Source organism: Neisseria weixii (assembly GCF_042658245.1).
GTDB classification, from domain to species: Bacteria; Pseudomonadota; Gammaproteobacteria; order Burkholderiales; family Neisseriaceae; genus Neisseria; species Neisseria weixii.
Genome location: NZ_JBHSPY010000016.1, coordinates 1 through 21,458 on the forward strand (window position 1 = coordinate 1; position 21,458 = coordinate 21,458).

At 48.0% G+C, this 21,458-nt stretch carries 20 protein-coding genes; 16 read left to right on the forward strand and 4 right to left on the reverse strand.

Annotated elements, in window-relative coordinates; translation table 11 throughout:
- Positions 1-155: 155 nt before the first annotated feature.
- The gene (locus ACFPVS_RS08515) at positions 156-1,043 is read right to left on the reverse strand and encodes a LysR family transcriptional regulator (protein ID WP_096296126.1); all 888 of its coding nucleotides are present in this window, start codon (positions 1,041-1,043) and stop codon (positions 156-158) included.
- A gap of 246 nt (positions 1,044-1,289) precedes the next feature.
- Between ACFPVS_RS08515 and ACFPVS_RS08520 the strand changes: the two genes are divergently transcribed.
- Positions 1,290-2,753, forward strand: a complete 1,464-nt coding sequence (locus ACFPVS_RS08520; RefSeq protein WP_096295345.1) for a DUF3360 family protein — start codon at positions 1,290-1,292, stop codon at positions 2,751-2,753.
- A 58-nt stretch (positions 2,754-2,811) separates the two neighbouring features.
- On the opposite strand, the gene purM is transcribed toward ACFPVS_RS08520, so the two are convergent.
- Positions 2,812-3,846 carry a phosphoribosylformylglycinamidine cyclo-ligase gene (gene purM, locus ACFPVS_RS08525; RefSeq protein WP_096295344.1) on the reverse strand — a complete coding sequence of 345 codons (1,035 nt, stop codon included), beginning with the start codon at positions 3,844-3,846 and terminating at the stop codon, positions 2,812-2,814.
- 207 nt (positions 3,847-4,053) lie between these two features.
- On the opposite strand from purM, the gene ACFPVS_RS08530 reads away from it, so the two are divergent.
- The 5 genes from ACFPVS_RS08530 to recR all read left to right on the forward strand — a co-directional run bounded on the left by ACFPVS_RS08530 (position 4,054) and on the right by recR (position 9,111).
- A complete protein-coding gene (locus tag ACFPVS_RS08530; RefSeq protein WP_096295343.1) occupies positions 4,054-5,124 on the forward strand; it encodes an AI-2E family transporter in 1,071 nt (356 codons plus the stop codon).
- A gap of 265 nt (positions 5,125-5,389) precedes the next feature.
- Positions 5,390-6,106: an S-methyl-5'-thioinosine phosphorylase gene (locus ACFPVS_RS08535; protein WP_096295342.1), complete on the forward strand. Its 717-nt coding sequence runs from the start codon at positions 5,390-5,392 to the stop codon at positions 6,104-6,106.
- Positions 6,107-6,203: 97 nt separating this feature from the next.
- On the forward strand, positions 6,204-6,788 hold the full coding sequence (gene mog / locus ACFPVS_RS08540; protein ID WP_123804530.1) for a molybdopterin adenylyltransferase: 585 nt from the start codon (positions 6,204-6,206) through the stop codon (positions 6,786-6,788).
- Between the two features lie 108 nt (positions 6,789-6,896).
- Entirely contained in the window at positions 6,897-8,426 is a 1,530-nt protein-coding gene (locus tag ACFPVS_RS08545; RefSeq protein ID WP_096295341.1) for a SurA N-terminal domain-containing protein, read from the forward strand.
- Between the two features lie 79 nt (positions 8,427-8,505).
- Positions 8,506-9,111: a recombination mediator RecR gene (gene recR / locus ACFPVS_RS08550; RefSeq protein ID WP_096295340.1), complete on the forward strand. Its 606-nt coding sequence runs from the start codon at positions 8,506-8,508 to the stop codon at positions 9,109-9,111.
- Between the two features lie 71 nt (positions 9,112-9,182).
- On the opposite strand, the gene ACFPVS_RS08555 is transcribed toward recR, so the two are convergent.
- Positions 9,183-9,470 (reverse strand): hypothetical protein, encoded by a 288-nt coding sequence (locus ACFPVS_RS08555; protein ID WP_123804525.1) that lies wholly within the window; start codon positions 9,468-9,470, stop codon positions 9,183-9,185.
- Positions 9,471-9,689: 219 nt separating this feature from the next.
- On the opposite strand from ACFPVS_RS08555, the gene ACFPVS_RS08560 reads away from it, so the two are divergent.
- From ACFPVS_RS08560 to ACFPVS_RS08575, 4 genes are all read left to right on the forward strand, one after another.
- Complete coding sequence (locus tag ACFPVS_RS08560) at positions 9,690-10,940, forward strand: lipoprotein-releasing ABC transporter permease subunit (protein WP_096295339.1); 1,251 nt, start codon at positions 9,690-9,692, stop codon at positions 10,938-10,940.
- Positions 10,933-11,613: a lipoprotein-releasing ABC transporter ATP-binding protein LolD gene (gene lolD, locus ACFPVS_RS08565; protein ID WP_123804523.1), complete on the forward strand. Its 681-nt coding sequence runs from the start codon at positions 10,933-10,935 to the stop codon at positions 11,611-11,613. The genes ACFPVS_RS08560 and lolD overlap by 8 nt, the downstream gene beginning before the upstream one ends.
- A 243-nt stretch (positions 11,614-11,856) precedes the next feature.
- Complete coding sequence (gene recD, locus ACFPVS_RS08570) at positions 11,857-13,596, forward strand: exodeoxyribonuclease V subunit alpha (protein ID WP_096295338.1); 1,740 nt, start codon at positions 11,857-11,859, stop codon at positions 13,594-13,596.
- 380 nt (positions 13,597-13,976) lie between these two features.
- The gene (locus tag ACFPVS_RS08575) at positions 13,977-15,113 is read left to right on the forward strand and encodes a hypothetical protein (protein ID WP_096296125.1); all 1,137 of its coding nucleotides are present in this window, start codon (positions 13,977-13,979) and stop codon (positions 15,111-15,113) included.
- A 98-nt stretch (positions 15,114-15,211) separates the two neighbouring features.
- On the opposite strand, the gene ACFPVS_RS08580 is transcribed toward ACFPVS_RS08575, so the two are convergent.
- Positions 15,212-15,613, reverse strand: a complete 402-nt coding sequence (locus ACFPVS_RS08580) for an RNA-binding S4 domain-containing protein (protein ID WP_096295337.1) — start codon at positions 15,611-15,613, stop codon at positions 15,212-15,214.
- Positions 15,614-15,834: 221 nt separating this feature from the next.
- Here ACFPVS_RS08580 and ACFPVS_RS08585 point away from each other — a divergent pair, with 221 nt between their 5' ends.
- The 6 genes from ACFPVS_RS08585 (at position 15,835) to ACFPVS_RS08610 (ending at position 21,420) form a co-directional block, all read left to right on the forward strand.
- Complete coding sequence (locus ACFPVS_RS08585) at positions 15,835-16,794, forward strand: acetyl-CoA carboxylase carboxyltransferase subunit alpha (RefSeq protein WP_096295336.1); 960 nt, start codon at positions 15,835-15,837, stop codon at positions 16,792-16,794.
- 321 nt (positions 16,795-17,115) lie between these two features.
- The gene (gene tilS, locus ACFPVS_RS08590; protein ID WP_096295334.1) at positions 17,116-18,444 is read left to right on the forward strand and encodes a tRNA lysidine(34) synthetase TilS; all 1,329 of its coding nucleotides are present in this window, start codon (positions 17,116-17,118) and stop codon (positions 18,442-18,444) included.
- A gap of 56 nt (positions 18,445-18,500) precedes the next feature.
- Positions 18,501-19,100, forward strand: a complete 600-nt coding sequence (gene rpoE / locus ACFPVS_RS08595; RefSeq protein ID WP_096295333.1) for an RNA polymerase sigma factor RpoE — start codon at positions 18,501-18,503, stop codon at positions 19,098-19,100.
- A 5-nt stretch (positions 19,101-19,105) separates the two neighbouring features.
- Complete coding sequence (locus ACFPVS_RS08600; protein ID WP_096295332.1) at positions 19,106-19,696, forward strand: sigma-E factor negative regulatory protein; 591 nt, start codon at positions 19,106-19,108, stop codon at positions 19,694-19,696.
- An 85-nt stretch (positions 19,697-19,781) separates the two neighbouring features.
- Positions 19,782-20,567 carry a TrmH family RNA methyltransferase gene (locus ACFPVS_RS08605; protein WP_096296124.1) on the forward strand — a complete coding sequence of 262 codons (786 nt, stop codon included), beginning with the start codon at positions 19,782-19,784 and terminating at the stop codon, positions 20,565-20,567.
- Between the two features lie 190 nt (positions 20,568-20,757).
- Positions 20,758-21,420, forward strand: a complete 663-nt coding sequence (locus tag ACFPVS_RS08610; protein ID WP_123804520.1) for a YecA family protein — start codon at positions 20,758-20,760, stop codon at positions 21,418-21,420.
- Positions 21,421-21,458: the final 38 nt, after the last annotated feature.

The window sequence follows — 21,458 nt, forward strand, 5'->3', positions numbered from 1 at the left end:
GGTTAATTTTGAGCAACGGGCAGCTGCCGGTATGTTTGCCCGTCATGATTCGGGCTTGTTGCTGGAAGAAGCTGCTCATAAAAAAACGCCTCTGAATCCTTTAGGGGGAATTTAGGGGAGTTTTGGGTTTTTTTTGCAAAGGTCTCAGCCTAGTTTTAATTTGGTTTGATTTGCCAAATCTCTTCCACGCTTTGTTTCAAAAGCTGCAAATCGGGATTGTCTTCGTATTCGCTGGTATAAATAAAATGCATAGGCATGGTTTGGCGGTATTCTTCCAATACCGATACCGGACGGCCGTCGCGAATGGCAGCATCGGCTTTATTGCTCGGCACCATCGCTACTCCTATACCATTAATCACCAAATCCAAAATGGCTTGCGGGTAATCACACAAGATTTGGCGTTTGGGCGACAGACGGTTGGCACGCCAGAATTGTTGCAGATGCTTGCTGCTGCCGGACACGCCCGACATTTCGATCCATGTGTAATTTTCCAAACTTTTCGGATTGGCGCGGATGGTGGCTTCTTCGCCTTTCGGACAAATCAACGAATAAGACAGGTTTTGCAAAAACAGGCTGCAAATGCCGCGCTGGTTGATGTTGCCCAAGAAAAAACCACCGTGCAGTGTTTTATTTTGAATGCGTGAGAGAATTTCTCCACTCATGCCGTATTGAATGTGCAGGCGGGTATTAGGCGTGTTTTGGTTGATGAGGGCGGTCAGGTTGGCAAGCTTGGTGGAATCAATCGGGTGGATAATGCCCAGCTGGGTTTCTTCGGTGAAGTCTTGCGCCAGTGTTTTGGCAAATTGTTCGAGCTTGTGTTTATGCTGCAGCAGGGCTTCTGCTTCGGGAAGGAATACTTCACCGGCGCGGGTGAGTGTCATGCCGTTGCTGGTGCGGTTGAAAAGCGGGGTACCCAAATCGCTTTCAATGGCTTTGATTTGGGCGGAAACGGCAGGTTGCGAGAGAAAAAGACGCTCGGCCGCTTGGGTCAGGTTGCCTTGATGCGCGACAGTTACAAAGGATTTTAATTGGTTGATGTCCATTTTTCGAGTTGATTTTGTTTTCTTATAATCGATTTTTAACATAATTTTTCTTTTTCTGAAAGTCAAAACAGGCTATCAAATCAATGATTTCGGTAAACATCATCAATAAATCGGATAGCAGCTATCAGAAAATAAGATTTGTTTCCTTGCTCAGACGGCCTTTTAATAGGCAGAGGTTTGTTGTGGAGAAGGATAAAATACGGCAAACCGTGACACACGAAATTATATAAAAACAGGAAGTGAATAATGGATACGCAAGAAAAAAGCTATGCCGAGCTGCATCAACCCAGCTCGGCCTTCGAATCGCGCGAAGCGTATTTGAACCATGAATTGCAAATCATGCAGCCTAAGCGCTGGCGGCCGAATCTGCCGTTTCGCGATTACCGTTTTGAATGGGAAGACATGATTCCCACTATTGCGGGAACCATCGGTAAAGTGGTGATGGTGGGCGCAGTGGCCGCGGCTTTCGCAGGCCCTTTGGGCTTGCCGGAAGATTTTATTTTGGAAAATGTGCGCTATGAATTGCTGATTGCGGCGGCGTTTATTTTGATTTTGTCGGGTTTTTTGCTGCCCGGTGCCAACTTACCCGGAACCCACGGCCCCCTGATTCCGCTGATTCCGATTGTGGTGGCGGCAGGCGGCCATCCGTTGGCTTTCGGTATTTCGATTGCAATATTGGGCTTGCTCATGGCATTGTTCAAAGGCGGCTCGCTGATGGCCAAGCTCACGAGTAACGGTGTGTGCGGCGGCTTGCTCTTGTATCTCGGCTTTATCGGCACCACGGGGCAGGTGAAAAAGCTCTTTGATTGGGCGGGTACCTTCGGCAAACCGCATATTGCCTTTATCGTGATTATGGGCACGATTCTGATGTATGCCTTGCTGGAGCATTGGCGCAAACGCTGGCTGGCGGTGCCTGTGGGCTGCGTATTGGCCGGTGTGGCCGCGTTTATTTTAGGCGCGCCGTTTGCCTTTGAAACCGAACCGGGTTTGCCGCCGATGAGTCCTGCTTACTGGTGGGGTGAAAACAGCGGCTGGATGCTGGGGCTGCCGGACATGAACAGCTTCTTGGTGGTGTTCCCGTTTGCTGTGTTGGCGGTGGCGATGTGGTCGCCGGATTTTCTGGGCCACCAAGTGTTCCAAAAATTGAGCTATCCTGAAAAAACCGAAAAAATGCATATGAACATCGATGATACGATGGTGGGCTGCTCGATGCGTCAAGCAGTCGGCTCGGTGTTGGGCGGCGCGAACTTTACCTCATCGTGGGGTACGTATATCGTTCCCGCTTCGATTGCCAAGCGTCCGATTCCGGCCGGTGCGGTTTTGACCGCGTTTCTGTGTATCATCACCGCTCTATGGGGCTACCCGATGGACTTGGCGATTTGGCAGCCGGTGTTGAGCGTGGCTTTGGTGGTGGGCGTGTATGTACCGCTGCTGGAAGCGGGCATGGAAATGACGCGTAAGGGTAAGACCACGCAATCGGCTGCGATTGTGGTGTTTTCTTCGGCGCTGGTGAATCCGGTGTTCGGTTGGTCGCTGACCATGCTGCTGGGCAATTTGGGTTTAATCGGCGACAAGAAACGCAGTGTCGAATTGGGCTTTGCCGGCCGTGTGCTGGTGCCGGTGATTGGCTTTACCGCGTTGTGTTTGGCGATGGCGGCTGTAGGCATGTTGCCGGGCATTCCGGCCTTGCTGCCGCAATTTAGAATGTAAATCCGCTTCATCAAAAATGCCGTCTGAAAATTCTTCAGACGGCATTTGATTATTATAATTAAGCGACTTGGGTTTGGTGTTCGTCGCCGTTTCGCTCGCGGATTTCGCCCAGGCGGTAAACGGTTTCACCTTGTTCGCGCAAGAATGCGGCTACTGCTTCGGCATCTTCCTTGGCGATAATCACCACCATGCCGATGCCGCAGTTGAAGGTACGGTACATTTCCTGCTGCTCGACATTGCCGGCTTGTTGCAACCATTGGAACAATTTCGGTAATTCCCATGATTTGGCATCGATTTGGGCAACGGTGTTTTCAGGTAAAACGCGCGGTACGTTTTCAGTGATGCCGCCGCCGGTGATGTGTGCCATGCCTTTGATGGTGAATTGTTGCAAGGCAGCCAAAATCGGTTTTACATACAGACGGGTTGGGGCGATGATGGCTTCGCGCAGGGTTTTGCCGTTGTCGAATTCGGCATCCAAATCAGGATTATCACGCTCGATGATTTTGCGCACCAATGAATAGCCGTTGGAATGCGCGCCATTAGATGCCAAGCCCACCACCACATCGCCGGCCACAATCGATCGGCCGTTGATCACGCGGTCTTTTTCTACCACGCCAACGGCAAAACCGGCCAAGTCGTATTCGCCTTCCGGATACATGCCCGGCATTTCGGCGGTTTCGCCGCCAATCAGAGCGCAGCCGGATTCTTCACAGCCTTGGGCAATGCCTTTGATTACATCGGTGGCACGCGCCACATTGAGTTTGCCGCACGCAAAGTAATCCAGGAAAAACAGCGGCTCGGCGCCTTGCACCAAAATATCGTTGACGCTCATGGCCACTAAATCGATGCCCACCGTGTCGTGTTTGTCCCAATCAAAAGCCAGTTTCAGCTTGGTGCCGACGCCGTCGGTGCCGCTTACTAAAACCGGATTTTGGTATTTTTTGCTGATTTCGACCAAGGCGCCGAAACCGCCCAAATCACCCAGCACTTCAGGGCGCATGGTTCGTTTGGCAAAGGGTTTGATGTTTTCAACCAGTTGGTCGCCTGCGTCGATATCGACACCGGCATCACGGTAGCTTAATGAAGTGCTCATGCGGGTAATTCCTCGTATAAGGGATGGGACAAATAAGTGCGCGCTATTTTACCTTATTTTGCGCAATTTGGCGTGATTATGTCGGCAAATTTTTGCGGATTTTGTAAACAATCTGTAGGCCGTCTGAAAAGCATACATCTTTATTCTGCATTCAGACGGCCTCTGTTATACTTCAAGACGTCTGAATGTTTATGAACGGTTTAATCCATGTATCAAAAGAAACCACGCGGCCATAAGCCGTGGATTATCATGACCGTGGTTTTGGTCTTGTTGGTGTGGCTGCTTTATGCGCTGGGCAATATTTTGACGCCGTTTATTGTGGCGGCGGTGTTGGCCTATGTACTCAATCCGATGGTGGAATGGTTGCAGCGCAAGCGTTTCAAGCGCGGTATCGCGTCCATGATTGTGATGGTTTTTGCTTTGGCGGTGTTACTGGCTTTACTGCTGATTATTGTGCCGATGTTAATCGGTCAGTTTAACAATTTAATCGGGCGTTTGCCGCAAATTGTCGATTTTCTGCAAAACACACTGTTGCCGTGGGCAGACCGCGTCGGTGGCGAGTTTATAGATATTGATGCCGAATCGCTGATTGCTTGGGTGCAGTCGAACACAGGTGAATTGAGCAACACGCTCAAATCGGTGATGCCGACCTTGATGAGGCAGAGCAGTAATGTGGTGATCGGTTTGACCAATTTAATGCTGCTGCCGTTTTTGCTGTATTACTTCCTGCTCGACTGGAAACGCTGGTCTTACGGCATTAGCGCCTTGGTGCCGCGCCGGTTTATCGGAAGCTACACGCGCATCACCAATAATATGGACCGCGTGCTCGGCGAGTTTTTGCGCGGCCAGTTGATGGTGATGCTTATTATGGGTTTGGTGTATGGCATAGGATTGATGCTGGTCGGTTTGGACTCAGGCTTTGCCATCGGTATGATTGCGGGTATTTTGGTGTTTGTGCCTTATTTGGGCGCGTTTACCGGCTTGCTGTTGGCGACAATTGCTGCGGTGTTGCAGTTTGATTCGTGGCATGGCTTACTGATGGTGTGGGGTGTGTTTGCCGTGGGCCAATTTTTAGAAAGTTTCTTCATTACCCCGAAAATCGTTGGCGACCGCATAGGTTTGTCGCCATTCTGGGTGATTTTCTCATTGATGGCGTTTGGTCAGTTGATGGGGTTTGTCGGCATGTTAATCGGCTTGCCGTTGGCTGCGGTTACGCTGGTGTTGGTGCGTGAAGGCATGATTAATTATTTTGACAGCCATTTTTACAAACATAAATAATTTTTACAAACATAAATAAACGTGTTAATCAGGCCGTCTGAAAGTCGTTTTTCAGACGGCCTGAAACCTTGCTCCCCGGCTTTGAGTGCAGTTTGAAATGGCAGCAACACGGAAAGCACAGGCACATCGCAAAGATAGGCAAACTTTCGGGTAGCGCATAAAAATGTGTCAAAGATAGGGAGCTTGCAAAGGTCACGGCCTTTTGTTGCATTTTTTAGTGATAACCGCTAAGCTAAATCCGCTTGATATTCAAAGGAGAACAATTATGTTGGCAGTAATCGGCGGAAGTGGCTTTACCAAGCTGCCCCAATTGAGTATTACCGATCGCCGGATTGTGCGCACGCCTTATGGTTTGGCCAGCAGCCCTTTACTGTTTGGCAAACTCGGCAGCCAAGATATTGTGTTTTTAGCGCGTCACGGTTTCGGCCACACCATCGCCCCGCATGAAATCAACTACCGTGCCAATATTTGGGCATTGCATTCTATTGGCGCGCAAGACATCATTTCCGTGGCTTCTGTGATCAGTATTAATCAAGTCTTGGAAAGTGGCGGCTTGGTGATGCCGCATGATTTGATTGACTATACCTGCGGACGTGACACCACCTTTTTCGAAGGGCAGGAAAAACCGGTTGTTCACACCGATTTCACCTCGCCTTACACCCAAGGCCTGCAAGCAAAATTGATTGCCCACGCGCAAGCTCATCACACGCCTGTTTACCGCAAAGCCGTGTATGGCTGTTTGCAAGGACCACGCTGGCCGACCCGTGCCGAAATCAACCGCTATCGCCAAGACGGTGTCGATGTGTTGGGGATGACCGGCATGCCCGAAGCCATTTTAGCGCGTGAATTAGACATGAATTACGTACATTTCTGCGGCATCATCGGCATGAGCTGTATTGGCGAAGGCGCAAGCCAAAACGGCTGCGTGATTGATTCTCACCAGTCTATTGAAAAAATCCGCCGTTTGTTGGTTGATTTGTAAATCCATTGCAGGCCGTCTGAAACATTTATCATTGGTTTTATCCGCAGGCCGTCCGAATGTTTCAGACGGCCTGTTTCAAATAAAAGAAAGCAACACAATGACCGAATCTACTTTAGCCACCGTCACCATCGGCTTGGTGTCCGCCAGTGACCGCGCCAGCAGCGGCGTGTATGCCGACGAAGGCATTCCCGCATTGAAAGATTGGCTGCAAAGTGCGGTAAAAAATCCGATACATTTTGTCGAAGCCCTGATTCCTGATGAACAAAGCGAAATAGAAAACGCCTTGAAAACCATGGCTGACAAGCAGCAATGCGATGTCGTGTTTACCACCGGGGGCACCGGCCCTGCACCGCGTGACGTCACACCTGAAGCCACGTTAAATGTGGTCGAAAAAGAAATGCCGGGTTTCGGTGAACAAATGCGTCAAATCAGCTTGTTTTATGTGCCGACTGCCATTTTATCGCGCCAAACCGCCGGCATTCGCGGTAAAACCTTAATCGTCAATCTGCCCGGACGTCCCAAAGCCATCGCTGAAACACTCGGCGGCGTGCGTGATGAACATGGCGGGATTAAAGTGCACGGTTTATTCAGCGCGATTCCGTATTGCGTTGATTTAATCGGCGGCGTATTTATCGAAACTGATGAAGCCGTGAGCAAAGCGTTCCGCCCGAAAAAGAAATAAATCGGATAAGTCTCTCAAAAGGCCGTCTGAAAAGCATGAATTAGTGCGGATTCACGAAAAAAACGTTACAATGTGTGTTTGCCATCCACCTATCTTTATCGAGTAGTTATGTTCCATTCCGTTGAAAAATATAAATTGCCCGCCCAGATTTTATTGGGCTTGATTGCGTTGACCTTTGTCGGTTTCGGTGTCAGTACCGTCGCCGCGCCGGGTTCGGATTATATTGTTAAAGTCGGCGACCAGAAGGTCAGTGATCAAGATTTGAATGTGGCCGTGCAAAATGCACAGGCGGCCGGCGGTAACGAATCGCGCGATGCGGTGTTCCAATCTTTGCTGCAACGCGCTTACCTGACACAAGGTGCGAAAATGATGGGCATTGCGGTATCGCAGGAACAAATCAAACAAATCATTGTGGATGACCCGAGCTTTCACGATTCCAGCGGTAAATTCAGCCAAGCTATGCTGACGCAGTATCTTGAGCAGCGCCGCATGAGCGAAGACCAGTTTGTGGATGAAATCCGCGAGCAGTTTGAGTTGCAGAATCTGTTGAACTTGGTGCAAAACGGCACCATCGTCAGCGATGCGCAAGCGGCGCAATTGGTGAATCTGACCCAAGCTACGCGCACAGTGCGTTCGGCAACGTTCAGTCCGGAAGCGTTTGCCGGTCAAATCAAGGCTGACGATAAAGCGGTGCAAGGTTTTTACGAGGCCAATAAAAAAGATTATGTGATTCCACAGGCGGCCAAAATCGAATATGTGGCTTTGGATGTCAATGAATTGGCGGCCAAGCAAAGCGTCAGCGAAGAGGAAGTGCGGAAAGCCTTTGATGAGCAAGCCGCGGCGGCACCAGTCGACAACAAGCCGGTTTTCGAGCAGGAAAAAGCCCGCATTGAAAACGAATTGAAGCTGAAAAAGGTTTCAGGCGAATTCAACAAACTTAAAGAACAACTGGCTGAAGAAGCATTCAATAATCCGAACGGCTTGACCGAAGTCGCCAAAAAGCTGAATTTGAAAGTTGAAGCGCCTGACGAATGGCTGACTCAAGCCAACGGTAAAGCTGCAGGTATGCCGGATGGGCTGATTGCGGCAATTTTCAGCGAGGATGTTTTGCAGAAAAAACACAATTCCGAGCCGATTACCGTTGCGCCGGATGTGGTGTGGGTGGTGCGCGCCAAAGAAGTGCGTGAAGAGAAAACCGCACCGTTTGAAGAGGTGAAAGAAGAAGTGCGTTCGGCTTATTTATTGGCTGAAGCGCGTAAACTGGCGGAGAAAAAAGCCGATGAAGCCTTGGCTGACTTGAAATCAGGTCAGAAAACGACGGTAGAATGGTCACCGGTTTCTGATTTGAATGCGCAACAAGCACGACAATCCATGCCGCCTGAAGCTTATGCGGAATTGTTGAAAGCGCGTCCTGCTGAGGGTAAACCGGCTTATGTGAAGCTGGAAGGTTTGCCGGCGCCGGTGATTTTGGAAGTTCAGGCCATTAAGCCGCCTGAAAATGTCAACGAACAACTGCCGGCAGCCAAGCAAGCTGTGGTGCAGCAGCAAACAGCCAATGTGTTTGACCAATTGTTGCAATATCTGAACAAAAAAATCAAACAAGAGCAAGGCGCTCAAAAAGTGAATCCGACAGAATAACGGATGGACTCAGACGGCCGGTATTCCGGCCGTTTGGTTTATTAAGATTCATGGAAAGCGGCGAGGCCGTCTGAACAATATGAGTAAACAACCCGATGCATTCGGCCGACTGATTAATGCCTTGAAAGTGCTGCCCAATGTCGGCCCCAAATCCGCGCAGCGCATGGCGCATCAATTGCTACAGCACAAGCGTGAGGAAGCGCAGGAATTGGTCGATGCCCTGCAACATGCCCTCAAGCAGGTACACCATTGCCGCTTGTGCAACACATTTACCGAAAACGAGATTTGTGACATTTGTGCCGATGGAAACCGCGATAAAAGCCGCCTGATGATTGTGCATATGCCGGCGGATGTGTCGAATATGGAAGCCGCGCATTGCCATGATGGTTTGTATTTCGTGCTGATGGGGCAGATTAGCCCCGCGCAAAACATGGATATTTCGGCAATTGCGTTGGATAAGCTGGTCGAGCGCTTGCAGCAGAGCGAAATCGATGAAATCATCATTGCCACCAACTTCACCGCGGAAGGCGATGCCACGGCCTATGTATTGTCGGAATTATTCAAAAACCTGCCTTATAAAATCAGCCGTTTGTCGCGCGGCATCCCGTTGGGCGGGGAATTGGAATACGTCGATGCGGGTACTTTGGCGCAGGCAGTGTATGAGCGGCGTGTGGTAAAAGAATAAAAGAAGAATGTTCCCAATATGCAAAAGGCCGTCTGGATATTTCAGACGGCCTTTTGCATATTGGGAGCAGATTATTTGCAGTTCACACCCTGAATTTTAGGGGAATCGCCTTCGCCTACTTTAAAGGTACATTTGGTGCTGCCGCTGCCGGATACGACAACATTGCCCCCCGAGCGGGTGAGGCTGACCGGTTCTTTCACGCCCATGCCTAAGGCAGTGGCGGCTAATTGCTGCACGTGTGTATCAGAGTAAGGTGTGTTGTTGGAAGCAATTTTAACTTCTTTAGCCGCATACGCATTCACGCTGAACGCTAAAGCAGCAGCGACTACGGATGAAGCCAAGAGTTTTGTGGTTTTCATCGGATATTTGTCCTTATTCATGGCGCCAGACAGGCCCCGTTGAACCTAGAATAAAACTGATTCACCACAAATGCAAATTTTCCGGCGGATTTTACCGAAATTGTGGTTTACAAGGTCAGTCTTTACAGTTGTTTTTTTATGCCGTAGGCGTTTCAGACGGCCTACACGTTTTACGGTACAATACCGCTTTTACTTTGAAACGAAGGCAGCTTGAAATAAATGACTTCTTTAGAATCTTGGATCGGCCTGCGCTATCTGCGGGCGAAAAAGCGCAACGGATTCATGTCGTTCATCACCATGATTTCGATTGCCGGCATTGCATTGGGCGTGACTGCGCTGATTGTGGTGCTGTCGGTAATGAACGGCTTTCAGAAAGAAATCCGTGGGCAGCTATTAAACGTTGCGCCGCATGCTGAAATCGGTTATTTCGATAATGGCAATGGTGCCGAGTGGCAGGATTTGCGCCGTTATATTAAAGACAAAAAAGAAGTGTTGGCCAGCGCGCCTTATGTGTCCGACCAAGCCTTGTTGGCCAACTCGGGCGAAGTGCGCGGTGTGCAGATTCGCGGTATTTTGCCGTCTGAAGAAAAAAATGTGGTCGATTACGGCAAAGACATGCCGGTGGGCAGCTTTGACGATTTGAAACCGGGCAGCTTCGACATTATTTTGGGCGAAGGTCTGGCTCAGGCTTTGGGTGCGGAGCCGGGCGGAAAAGTGACGGTCATTACACCTGAGGGCAATGTTACGCCGGCAGGCGTGGTGCCGCGTTTGAAGCAGTTTAACGTGGTCGGCATCGTCAAAACCGGTGTATATGAATTGGATAACTCACTGGCGATGACGCATATTCAAGACGCGCAAGTTTTGTATCGCTTGGGCGACGGTGTCGGCGGCTTACGCCTGAAACTGGCGGATCCGCAAAACGCGCCTGATTTTATCGCTAACCTGATTCCTGCAGCCGAGCAGCAAGACGTTTGGGTGCGCGATTGGACTTTCAGCAACCGCAGCTATTTTGAAGCGGTTGAATTAGAAAAACGCATGATGTTCATCATCTTAATGTTGATTATTGCCGTAGCAGCATTTAATTTGGTGTCGTCATTGGTGATGGCGGTGACCGAGAAGCAGGCCGATATTGCGATTTTACGCACCTTGGGTTTGTCGCCTGCCGGTGTGATGAAGATTTTTATGGTGCAGGGTGCGTTTGCCGGATTTTTCGGCACCTTAATCGGCGTAGTGTGCGGCGTGTTGCTGGGCTGGAATGTCGGTAAAATCGTGGCATTCTTTGAAAAACTGTTTGGCGTGCATTTGATTAATTCGCAGATTTATTTCATCGATTACCTGCCAAGCGATGTCAACATGAAAGACGTGGCCGTGATTGCGTGTATTTCTTTGGCTTTGGCCTTTATCGCCACGCTGTACCCAAGCTGGCGCGCGGCAAAAACCCAACCTGCGGAGGCTTTGCGCTATGAATAATATTGTGTTGAAATGTGAAAATGTCGGCAAAAGCTACAACGACGGCGCGCTGAACGTGCAAGTATTGAACGGCTTGAATTTGGAAGTGATGCAAGGTCAGAGCGTCAGCATTATCGGTTCGTCGGGCAGCGGTAAATCAACGCTGCTGCATATTTTGGGCGGCTTGGATATGCCGTCTGAAGGCCGTGTGATGCTGATGGGGCAGGATTTAGGGCAAATGAGCCAAAAGCAGTTGGGCTTATTGCGCAATCAATATTTGGGATTCGTGTATCAATTCCATCATCTTCTGCCTGAATTTTCTGCTTTGGAAAACGTGATGATGCCTTTGCTGATCGGCAAGAAATCGAAAGCTGAGGCTGAAGCACAAGCAGCGGGGATGCTGGAAAAAGTCGGTTTGAAACAACGTATGCTGCACCGCCCGAGCGAATTGTCGGGAGGAGAACGCCAACGTGCCGCCATTGCCCGCGCGCTGGTTACTCAGCCGAAATGTTTGCTGGCTGATGAACCGACCGGCAATCTCGACCGAAAAAATGCGCAAAATGTACTCGACATGATGTTAGATTTGAAAAACGAATTGGGTACCAGCCTGATTGTGGTAACACATGATGATGAATTGGCTGTGCGTTTCGAGTGCGTGATGACCATGCAGGACGGGCGTTTGCAAAACAAATAACCCTTATGGCAAATAAATGTAAAACGGTATAATAGGCCGTCTGAAAAGTATTACGTAAAACTTTCAGACGGCCTCTGAGACCTTTGTAAAATCCCTATCTTTGAGCACATTTCTTCGTTGTGCGCTGCTCGAAAGCTTGCCTATCTTTATGATATGTCTTCGCTTTCTGCGCTGCTACAACGTTGAACTATACTCAAATCTAGGGTTTTGCAAAGGTCTCAGTCTATTTCGTGAGAAAACAAAATGAATGCTTCCATCGATTTAAACCAAGCGGCGGCCTTGGCTGCGACACAGTTTTTGCAACACTACGCGCCCGAAGAAGCGGCCGTGGTGACACCTTATGTTGAAGCCTTGTTTAGCGCACTGCAAAGCGGGCATTCGTTTATTTGGGTTAGCGATAAAGAAGCGGCAACCTTGAAACGTGCTGCTTTGGTGGTCGGGTCAGATGGCGAAACGCCGCTGGTGCTGAACGGGCGGCGTTTGTTTTTAGGCAGGCTTTGGCAGTTGGAGCACGACTTGGCTGTCGAGATCAAGCGGCTGGCGACAGCAGCCACCGATGATGTCGATTGGTTGCAGGCTTCGCAAAATCTGCGGAACTGGTTTGCCGAAAAAGGCAGCGAAGGACAGCGTGATGCTGCGGGTTTGGCTTTGTTGCAAGCTTTTATGCTGATTACCGGCGGCCCCGGTACCGGTAAAACGACCACGGTCGCCAAATTATTGGGCTTGATTTGCGACAATGCCACCACTTTGCCGCGCATCGCCTTGGCCGCACCTACAGGCAAAGCAGCCGCGCATATGACACGTTCGCTGCATCGTGCCTTAGACGGCTTCGATTTGCCCGAGCACATCAAGCATCATTTATTGCTTTTAGAAGGCCAAACCGTACACCGCCTGTTGAAACTTCGTCCGCCGCAAATGCGGCCGGCTTTTCATGCGCAGCAGCCTTTGCCTTTAGACGTATTGGTAGTGGATGAAGCATCGATGTTGGATTTATCACTGTTGCTGCAATTGCTCAAAGCTATCCCGAACGGTTGCCGCGTTATCTTCTTGGGTGATGAATTTCAGTTACCATCGGTTGGCGTTGGTGCGGTATTGGCTGCCTTGTCACGAAAAACCGTTCTGGATGAAGATACTCATCGCCGTTTGAGCGAATATCTGCCTCAGCATGCATTTAAAGTTGCCGAAAATCCGTCGGCGTTGTCGCAAAACATCGCCCATTTGCATGTCAGCCACCGCTTTGGTGCAGATAGCGGCATTGGTTGTTTGGCTCGGGCGGTGGTTTCCGGAGATAGCGAAACAGCGTGGGCGCAGTTTGCACGCTTTCCTGATGAATTGCAGGTATTGCATGCCGATATGAAACATCAAGCCGAATTGCTGTATCACAAGCATGAAAAATACTGGCAGGCTGTAGATAGTGGCAACGTGGCGCTGGCATTCGGTCATGTGGCGGATGTGGTGGTGTTAACGGCATGGCGCCAAGATGCGGAAAATTTTAATCAGGCTTATTTCCGCCATTTGCAGCGGCAGCAGCGCATATTGGGTAATATACCGTGGTTTGCCGGACAAATGATTATGGTCATGCGCAATGATTATGCACTGGATGTATTTAATGGCGACATCGGCCTGATTATGCAGGATAGCGAATCGGCTAATGGTTTGGCCGCTTATTTTCCATTTGCGGAAGGTTTCAGAAAAATCCCCATCAGTCGCTTGCCCGCTTTTGAAACGGCGTTTGCCATGACCGTGCACAAAAGCCAAGGTTCGGAATATCGGGAGGTGTGGCTGTTGCCACCAAGTATTGGTATGGCAAATGAAAGCGATGATGTGTTAAGCAGCCTGAATAATGCGCTGTTGTACACAGGTATCACTCGTGCGCGAGAGCGTTTTGTGTTTTGGGGCGACAAAAAAATATTTGAATGGGCAGTAAAAAACCAAAAAAAACGTCAAACAGCGTTAGATGAAATGATTAATGCACTGTTTTAAAATAAATTAAATAAAACTACATTGTATTTCTTTTTTTGAAATTTATAGTAGTTTTGCATAAATTTTTAGGTTAAACAGCTTTCAGACGGCCTAAAATAAAGTTGATATTTATCAAATTAGTTGTTTTTTTGTTTGTTTCATGTAAAATTTTCTTGACGTAATACAGCAAACTACATAGGATTGTTATCACATTAGTTACATAATTTAATATGTTGCATGATATAACGCCACAAAATTTTAAGCTTGTAACTGAATAACACCGATGTGGTTTGTAGTCGGTTCAACCACCTTATCCATAAATTTGTTGTCAACCGGCTTCAAACTCGGTTTCGGCAATGAAAATTACAAACGGTTGTTTACTCGATAAACTGGAGATTTGCATGAAAATTCAAAAAAACTTTGCTGTTGTTTGTGCTGCTTTAGCTGCTGCGTCTTTTGCTGTGGCCAATCCTGCTGATAGTGAACGCGATGCCGCTGCGCTGTCGACCACCGGCGATTACGTCAATTCCGGCAGTATTATCCGTAAAGACGATGATAAAATCAGCATTTTCAATGATTTGCTGACAGTAAACGGCGCTTTCCGTGTTCGTGTCGACAGCGAAGACACTAGAGCCAATAACAGCGGCGTAAATCCGACACCTGAAAACACCCACAGCGAATTTAACGCCGAATTTTGGGTGCGTGCAAATCTGTATAAAGATTGGAAAGCCGTAGCGCAAATCGAGCCGAACATCGATTTGGAAACCGGTAAATTCCGTGGTGACCATGATGTGCCGGTAAACAAACTGTATGCCGAAGGTACGGTTTACAATTTTGGTGACAACAGCATCAAAGCCCGTGTGGGTAAGTTTGGCGCATTCTCTTCATACGGTCGGGTTTGGGATACTGAAGTGACCGGTGCTGAATTATTCTTTGACAACAAAGTATTGCCGACTAAAGTGACGGCAGGTCGTCGCACCGGCTACTTTAACGACAATATCTGGGGCGTAGGTGGCCGTCGCAAACATTTTGCTTCGATTCAAAGCACTTACCCTATAAATGAAAATATCAATGTAGGCGCAACCGTCAGCTACATGAAGGATGTTGATATCGGCGACCGTCACGATGCCAAAAATGCCGTATTCGGCGAATTGGGTACCGACATCAAATTCAACGACGATTGGCGCTGGATGGCTGCGGTCAGCAAATCCAACATCAAAGCCTATAACGATGTCGGCCAAAAAATCAAAAACGACGGCGTATTTACCGAAGTTCGCTATAAATTGGCGGATTGGGACGTGCGCAATTCTTATGACGTGTTTTTGAACTACCGCCGTGTGGGTTCATTGTCGGGTGTATCTTCAGTTGAAGACTACAGCAAAAACGTTCAAGGTGTTCAATTGGGTGCAACTTACATTCCTTGGAAAAACTGGAAAGTAAAAGGCTTCTACTTGCACGGTAAACAAGTTACCGCTACAGTTGGCGGCGATAAACAAGACGTGAACGTGGTTCGCGGCCAAGTAGAATACAAATTTTAATTGGCTTTGAAAGCTGACAAACAGAGTGTATTTGTATGTCGGCTTTCAGAATATTAGCAAGGCCGTCTGAAATTTCAGACGGCCTTGCTAATATGGCTTTACCAAGTATCGCGTTTGACTTTATCCAATTGTCGGCGGTCGCGTTTAGTCGGTCGGCCGTCGGGATAAGCAGCGGTAATGCGGCTGGCTTCATTAAGCAGCTTTTGGTTTTCGCGTTCGGTGGCGGTTTGGGCATCTTCTTGGTAAAGCAATCTTGCTTCCGGTGCAGGACGGCGTTGGTGGTTGAGCGCCAATACTTTGAATTTGTAGGGCAGCGAATTCAAGCTCATATCAATGGCGTCTCCGACAACGATGTATTTGCTGTTTTTCACCTTTGCCCCGTTGACGTGAATGCGGCCAAGCTCGATATGCTTTTGTGCCAGCGCACGGGTTTTGAAAAAGCGCGCGGCCCACAGCCATTTATCTAAGCGCATGGTGTGATTGTCTTGTTCGTTTTTCATAAGCGTGTCAGAAAAGATTTGAATTGCTTGCGAGTTTATCATAAGATACGCCACTTGATGTATTAGTGTATCTATACTAAAAATCAATCAGACCGTCTGAAAATCATGGAAAAGCCCTGATTTTTATCAAAATGCTGCATATTTTTTGTGCAAACTGCTGCTAAAATTGCCTGATTAGCGTATGATTGCAGCAGAATCTTATCCATTGAGAGCGTCATCGTATGAAACCTGTTTTTTTAGATTTCGAACAGCCTATTGCTGAGCTGACCAACAAAATCGACGAGCTGCGCTTCGTTCAAGGTGAGTCGGCTGTCGATATTTCAGACGAAATTTTCCGCCTGCAAAAGAAAAGCAATGATTTAACCAAATCTATTTTCAGCAAACTGACACCTGCCCAAATTTCACAGGTTTCACGTCACCCGCAGCGTCCTTATACCTTAGACTACATCAACGCGATTTTCACTGACTTTGAAGAATTGCACGGCGACCGTCATTTTGCCGACGATTATGCCATCGTAGGTGGTTTGGCGCGTTTCAACGGTCAGAGCGTGGTGGTCATCGGTCATCAAAAAGGTCGTGACACCAAAGAAAAAATCCGCCGCAATTTTGGTATGCCGCGTCCGGAAGGTTACCGCAAAGCCTTGCGCTTGATGCAGACTGCTGAAAAATTCGGTTTGCCGGTGATGACTTTCGTCGATACCCCGGGTGCTTATCCGGGTATTGGTGCGGAAGAGCGTGGACAATCGGAAGCCATCGGTCGCAATTTATACGAATTGACCCGCTTGCGGGTGCCGGTAATCTGCACCATTATCGGCGAAGGGGGATCGGGCGGCGCTTTGGCAATTGCCGTGGGTGACTATGTGAATATGTTGCAATACTCAACTTATTCGGTAATTTCTCCGGAAGGTTGTGCATCGATTCTTTGGAAAACCGCCGAAAAAGCCGCCGATGCCGCACAAGCCTTGGGCATTACCGCCAAGCGTCTGGAAGAATTAAACTTGATCGATCGCATCATTGACGAGCCTTTGGGTGGCGCACACCGCAATATGGAAGCGGTGATGTTGAGTGTAAAACATGTTTTGGAAGAACAATTGCGTGATGCACAAAGCATTCCGATGGCAGATTTATTGTCCCGTCGTTTTGACCGTATCATGGCATACGGTAAATTTACCGAGAAATAATTTAATACTGCAATTGTCTTAAAACAAGCAGGCTGGTGCCTGCTTGTTTTTGCATTTTAGGCTGAGACCTTCAAAAACTCCGTATCTTTGGTGCATTTCTTCATTGTGCGCTGCCCGAAAGCTTGATGATTCAGATAATCCCTGCGCTTTCTGTGCTGCTCCAACTTCGAACTTATTCAAATCTACGGCTTGGGCAAAGGTCTCATTTGTAGAAAATCCTAAAACAATCATTCAGGCAAAAAATAAAAGTTGTTTTGCGTGAAAAATGTAAACAACCCGACGATTTCCTATATCGGCTGTCTAAAAAGAACGGAGTTGAAAATGGATTTATTCGCTTTATTGGCAGCAGAATTACCACAGCCAAGCAATGAATTGAGCATTGAGGTCGGCTTGAGCGGCGGATTGGATTCGGTGGTCTTGCTACATTTATTGGCTCGTTTACGTGAACAGAAAAATTTTAAGCTCCGTGCCGTACACGTCCATCACGGTTTAAGCCCGTTTGCTGATGAGTGGGCCGATTTTTGCGAAACATTATGTGTGCAATTGAATGTTGATTTAAGAGTCGCTAAAGCCGCCATTAATGCAAAAGGAAAAGGCATTGAAGCGGCAGCAAGAGCAGGGCGCTACCGTATATTTTCAGACGGTCTATGTAATATTTTGGCGTTGGCGCATCATCAAGACGATCAAGTCGAAACCTTTATGCTCGGTGTTGCTCGTGGCGGTGGGACACGTTCGCTCGCAGCGATGCCAAAATGGCGTGATTTGAATCAAAGCATCAAAATTTGGCGGCCGCTTTTAGATACGCCAAGAGCCGCTTTAGAACACTATGCGTTTGAGCATGATTTGGCTTATGTTGCAGACGAAAGCAATCAAGACACAAGCTATTTGCGCAATTGGATCCGCCATAAAGCATTGCCGCAATGGAAACAGCGAGTGCCGAATATTCATCAGCAAATTTTGGCCAACGTGCGCAGTCTGCAAGACGATTTGGCTTTGTTGGACGAAGTCACCCAAGATGATTATCACCGTATGCTTTCAGACGGCCTGTTTCAGGTCGATTGGTGGCGTGGTTTGAGTGAATTGCGACGTCGTCGTGTGTTGCATTATTTTTTTCAGATTTACAAAATTCGCTTACCGTCGCATAAAACTTTATCTGATATGGCCAGAATTTTGCTGGAAGCCGAATCTGCACAATGGCAGTTTGACGATATAAGCATAGAATTGTATCGAGATATTTTGTATGTCAGAACCATTCATACGGAAAATTATCCGTGGCTGGGTCATAAAGGAATTCAAGGCCGTCTGAAAGATGTTTTGTTGGAAAACGGATTTACCTTAAAACCGCATCGGTTTGGTTTGAGCGAACAAGTATTAATGGATGTGGGAATAGTCCGAAAAGTAACTAGTAGTGATGTCATAAAATTAGAGTTCGGACAAAAATCAACCAAGAAAATGTTGCAAGAATGCCATATTTTGCCGTCAGTGAGACAAATCTGGCCGATTATCGCAAATGCCGACGGTATATGCTTGGCAGTTGCTAATCTTAAGGCAAATCAGGATTTTCGGGATTTTGATGGTTTTTTACCTATTTATGATCCATTAACGAAATATATTACGGAACTAAATTCCACTAAAAATGTCATAAGGTAACACAGCACGCTTTGCTATTTTATGACTTATAATGTAGTTACATAAAAGGTTAAATAATGAATGATCGCCAGATCGATCAAATGCTGGTAGAGCGCGCACAAAAAGGCGAACAAAAGGCGTTTGAGATGTTGATGAGCAAATATCAACGCCGATTAATCAGATTGATTTCACGTTTCGTTAAAGATGAGCATGAAGTAAACGATGTAGCGCAGGAAGCCATGATTCGGGCCTATCGCGCCTTACCGAATTTTCGTGGCGAAAGCGCGTTTTATACATGGTTGTACCGCATCAGCATCAACGCAGCAAAGAATTTTTTAGCCACTTCAGGAAAGCGGCCGTTCATTAGTGCAGAAGCCGCAAACGAAGAAGGTGACATTTTTGATTTAGCAGATCAGATTGCGGATTACCACACGCCGGAAGCTGAGATGATGAATCGCGAAATTTTACAAACCGTCGAGGAAGCCATTTCGAAGCTGCCCGATGATTTACGGAAAGCCATTTCATTACGCGAAATGGAAGGGCTGTCTTACGAGGAAATTGCTCAGATAATGAGGTGTCCGATAGGGACTGTGCGTTCACGGATTTTCAGGGCGCGCGAAGTCATTGCAAAAGACTTAAGGCCGTTATTGGATACCACTGAAAACCAAAGGTGGTAAGGAAAATGACAACAATAAACAATAAAGATAAATATGAATATGTTTCCATTGCAATGGACAACGAAGATTTATCTGACGAAATGTTGGATAAATTGTTAGCCGATGATGAAGCCGGCCAGAAATGGTATGAATATCATCTCATCAGCGATTGTATGAAACAGCAAGCAGTGGGGCGCAATGCTGATTTCATGCAAAGCGAAGTGTTTACAGCCGCTTTGGCTGAAATCAGCCGCGAGCACCAGGCCAATTATGCGGCCAATGCTTCAAATCTGACAAGCAAACAGTCAAAAGCAAGCAATCACGCATTTAAAGGCTTTGCCGCAGCCGCCAGCTTGGCAGCTGTGGCAGTATCGGTGTGGCAATTCTGGCCGCAAGCGGATACGCAGCAAATGACGCCTGTAGCGGTTGAGAAGCAGCAACAGCAGGTTGATCAAAATATTGTGCCTGTACGCGCCGTTGCTGAAAATAAAGCTGCTTCGGATGTGGTCGTGCCGAATGCTGCGGAGCAGTTATCAATACAGAAGCAGCAAAATACGGCAGTTCGTGTTGAAAGCCAAGCAGTCATCAACACCCCGCCAAAAGAAATTGTGCAATAACTCAAAAAGCCTTTACGTCATGTAAAGGCTTTTTTATTTTCAGACGGCCACACCATGCCGTCTGAAAGCAGCTATAATGCACGGCATGAAATTGATTACTTCTACTCAAAACGAGCAACTCAAGCATTTGGCCAAGCTGCTTTTCCAATCCAAAACGCGCCGGCAATGCGGACAAACTGTATTGGAAGGCGTGCATCTGCTGCAAAGCTATCTTGAAGCAGACGGTAAACCCGTGCAGGTTTATCTGCCTGAGTCCAAAGCCAATCATCACGAAACCCGCCGCTTAGTCGAAGCGGTTCCGGTCAATTTGATAACATGGGTCAGCAATGAAGCCTTATCCAAAATCACCGGCCTGACCGATTCCGATGATGTGATGACCTTGATTGATATTCCGCACCAACAAACATGGCCGAAACAAGGCGATTGCGTGGTGTTGGAATGTGTACAAGATCCCGGCAATGTCGGCACCATCATCCGCAGCGCCGCTGCTTGTACTATACCGCATTTGATACTCAGCCAGGGCAGCGCAGACGTATGGTCGCCGAAAGTATTGCGTGCCGCAATGGGCGCACATTTTTTACTGAACATCCACAGCCGTGTGCCGATGATGCAATGGCTGGCCGAATATCAAGATACGGTGTGGGCAACCGCCTTGAGTGAGCACAACAATTTTAATCTTTACGACATGAATCTGCGCCAACCGGCTGCTTGGGTGTTCGGCAACGAAGGCAGCGGCGTGAGTGCGGAAGTGTTGGAAAAAGTGAGCGCCAGCGTCAAAATTCCCATGCTGGGGCAAACTGAATCACTGAATGTTGCTATGGCGGCCACCGTTTGCCTGTTTGAGCAGATGCGCCAAAGAATGATTACTTAACGGTTTTAAGGCCGATACCTTTGCAAAACGCCGGATTTGAGTGCAGTTTAAAGTTAGAGTAGCGCAGAAAGCTCAGACATATCATAAAGATAGACAAGCTTTCGAATAGCACATAACGAAGAAATTCACCACAGATGGCGATTGTGCAAAGTTTTCAGGCCGTCTGAAAATATTGGGAAGGAACCAATCCATGCAAGCAAGCACTTTTGACGAAGCCTCACGCAACCGCCTGATTGGGTTGCTCGATGCCAAATCCTTAGAACACAACACGATGCGCTGCGACGAAGTACAGGGCTTTATGATGGCCTTGTTAAGCGGCCCTGATGCATTAAATCCGAATGACTGGCTGCCGGAAGTGTTGGGCGACGAATCATTGTTTGAGGCCAAAGAGCGCACCGAAGTCGAGCGTTTGGTATTGGCTTTGGCGATGGACATGCGCAGCCAATTGGCAGATAAAAAACTGCCCGATTTGTGGTTGTATGAAGATGAGGCGGGCAATCCCGATTTTTACACTTGGTGTAATGCCTATCTTTATGCATTAGACGTGGTGCCGACCGATTGGTTTGAAGCGGTCAACCAAGAAGAATTCGAAGATTTGTTCTACCCGGTTATGGCCTTGGGCGGCATTTATGATGAAGAAGAAAACGGCGAAGTGATTCTGCATTTGACTGATAAAGAATTGACCGAGCTGGAGTCTGATCTGCCGCATGTGCTGCTGGATATCTACAGCTACTGGCAAGCCGTTATCAACAAACCGCAAACCGTGCGCCGCGAAAGCGGCAAAATCGGCCGCAACGATCCTTGCTCTTGCGGCAGCGGTCAAAAATACAAAGCCTGTTGCGGTAAAAACTGATTGATTTTTGAATAGCAAAGGCCGTCTGAAATATTTCA

Coding starts and splice junctions, on each gene's coding strand:
- lolD (WP_123804523.1), top strand. CDS start 10,933: ATGAATAATATTGTGTTGAAATGTGAAAATGTCGGCAAAAGCTACAAC.
- ACFPVS_RS08545 (WP_096295341.1), top strand. CDS start 6,897: ATGTTCCATTCCGTTGAAAAATATAAATTGCCCGCCCAGATTTTATTG.
- ACFPVS_RS08555 (WP_123804525.1), bottom strand. CDS start 9,470: ATGAAAACCACAAAACTCTTGGCTTCATCCGTAGTCGCTGCTGCTTTA.
- ACFPVS_RS08600 (WP_096295332.1), top strand. CDS start 19,106: ATGACAACAATAAACAATAAAGATAAATATGAATATGTTTCCATTGCA.
- ACFPVS_RS08585 (WP_096295336.1), top strand. CDS start 15,835: ATGAAACCTGTTTTTTTAGATTTCGAACAGCCTATTGCTGAGCTGACC.
- ACFPVS_RS08520 (WP_096295345.1), top strand. CDS start 1,290: ATGGATACGCAAGAAAAAAGCTATGCCGAGCTGCATCAACCCAGCTCG.
- ACFPVS_RS08530 (WP_096295343.1), top strand. CDS start 4,054: ATGTATCAAAAGAAACCACGCGGCCATAAGCCGTGGATTATCATGACC.
- ACFPVS_RS08560 (WP_096295339.1), top strand. CDS start 9,690: ATGACTTCTTTAGAATCTTGGATCGGCCTGCGCTATCTGCGGGCGAAA.
- ACFPVS_RS08610 (WP_123804520.1), top strand. CDS start 20,758: ATGCAAGCAAGCACTTTTGACGAAGCCTCACGCAACCGCCTGATTGGG.
- recR (WP_096295340.1), top strand. CDS start 8,506: ATGAGTAAACAACCCGATGCATTCGGCCGACTGATTAATGCCTTGAAA.
- rpoE (WP_096295333.1), top strand. CDS start 18,501: ATGAATGATCGCCAGATCGATCAAATGCTGGTAGAGCGCGCACAAAAA.
- mog (WP_123804530.1), top strand. CDS start 6,204: ATGACCGAATCTACTTTAGCCACCGTCACCATCGGCTTGGTGTCCGCC.
- ACFPVS_RS08605 (WP_096296124.1), top strand. CDS start 19,782: ATGAAATTGATTACTTCTACTCAAAACGAGCAACTCAAGCATTTGGCC.
- recD (WP_096295338.1), top strand. CDS start 11,857: ATGAATGCTTCCATCGATTTAAACCAAGCGGCGGCCTTGGCTGCGACA.
- purM (WP_096295344.1), bottom strand. CDS start 3,846: ATGAGCACTTCATTAAGCTACCGTGATGCCGGTGTCGATATCGACGCA.
- ACFPVS_RS08580 (WP_096295337.1), bottom strand. CDS start 15,613: ATGAAAAACGAACAAGACAATCACACCATGCGCTTAGATAAATGGCTG.
- ACFPVS_RS08515 (WP_096296126.1), bottom strand. CDS start 1,043: ATGGACATCAACCAATTAAAATCCTTTGTAACTGTCGCGCATCAAGGC.
- ACFPVS_RS08575 (WP_096296125.1), top strand. CDS start 13,977: ATGAAAATTCAAAAAAACTTTGCTGTTGTTTGTGCTGCTTTAGCTGCT.
- tilS (WP_096295334.1), top strand. CDS start 17,116: ATGGATTTATTCGCTTTATTGGCAGCAGAATTACCACAGCCAAGCAAT.
- ACFPVS_RS08535 (WP_096295342.1), top strand. CDS start 5,390: ATGTTGGCAGTAATCGGCGGAAGTGGCTTTACCAAGCTGCCCCAATTG.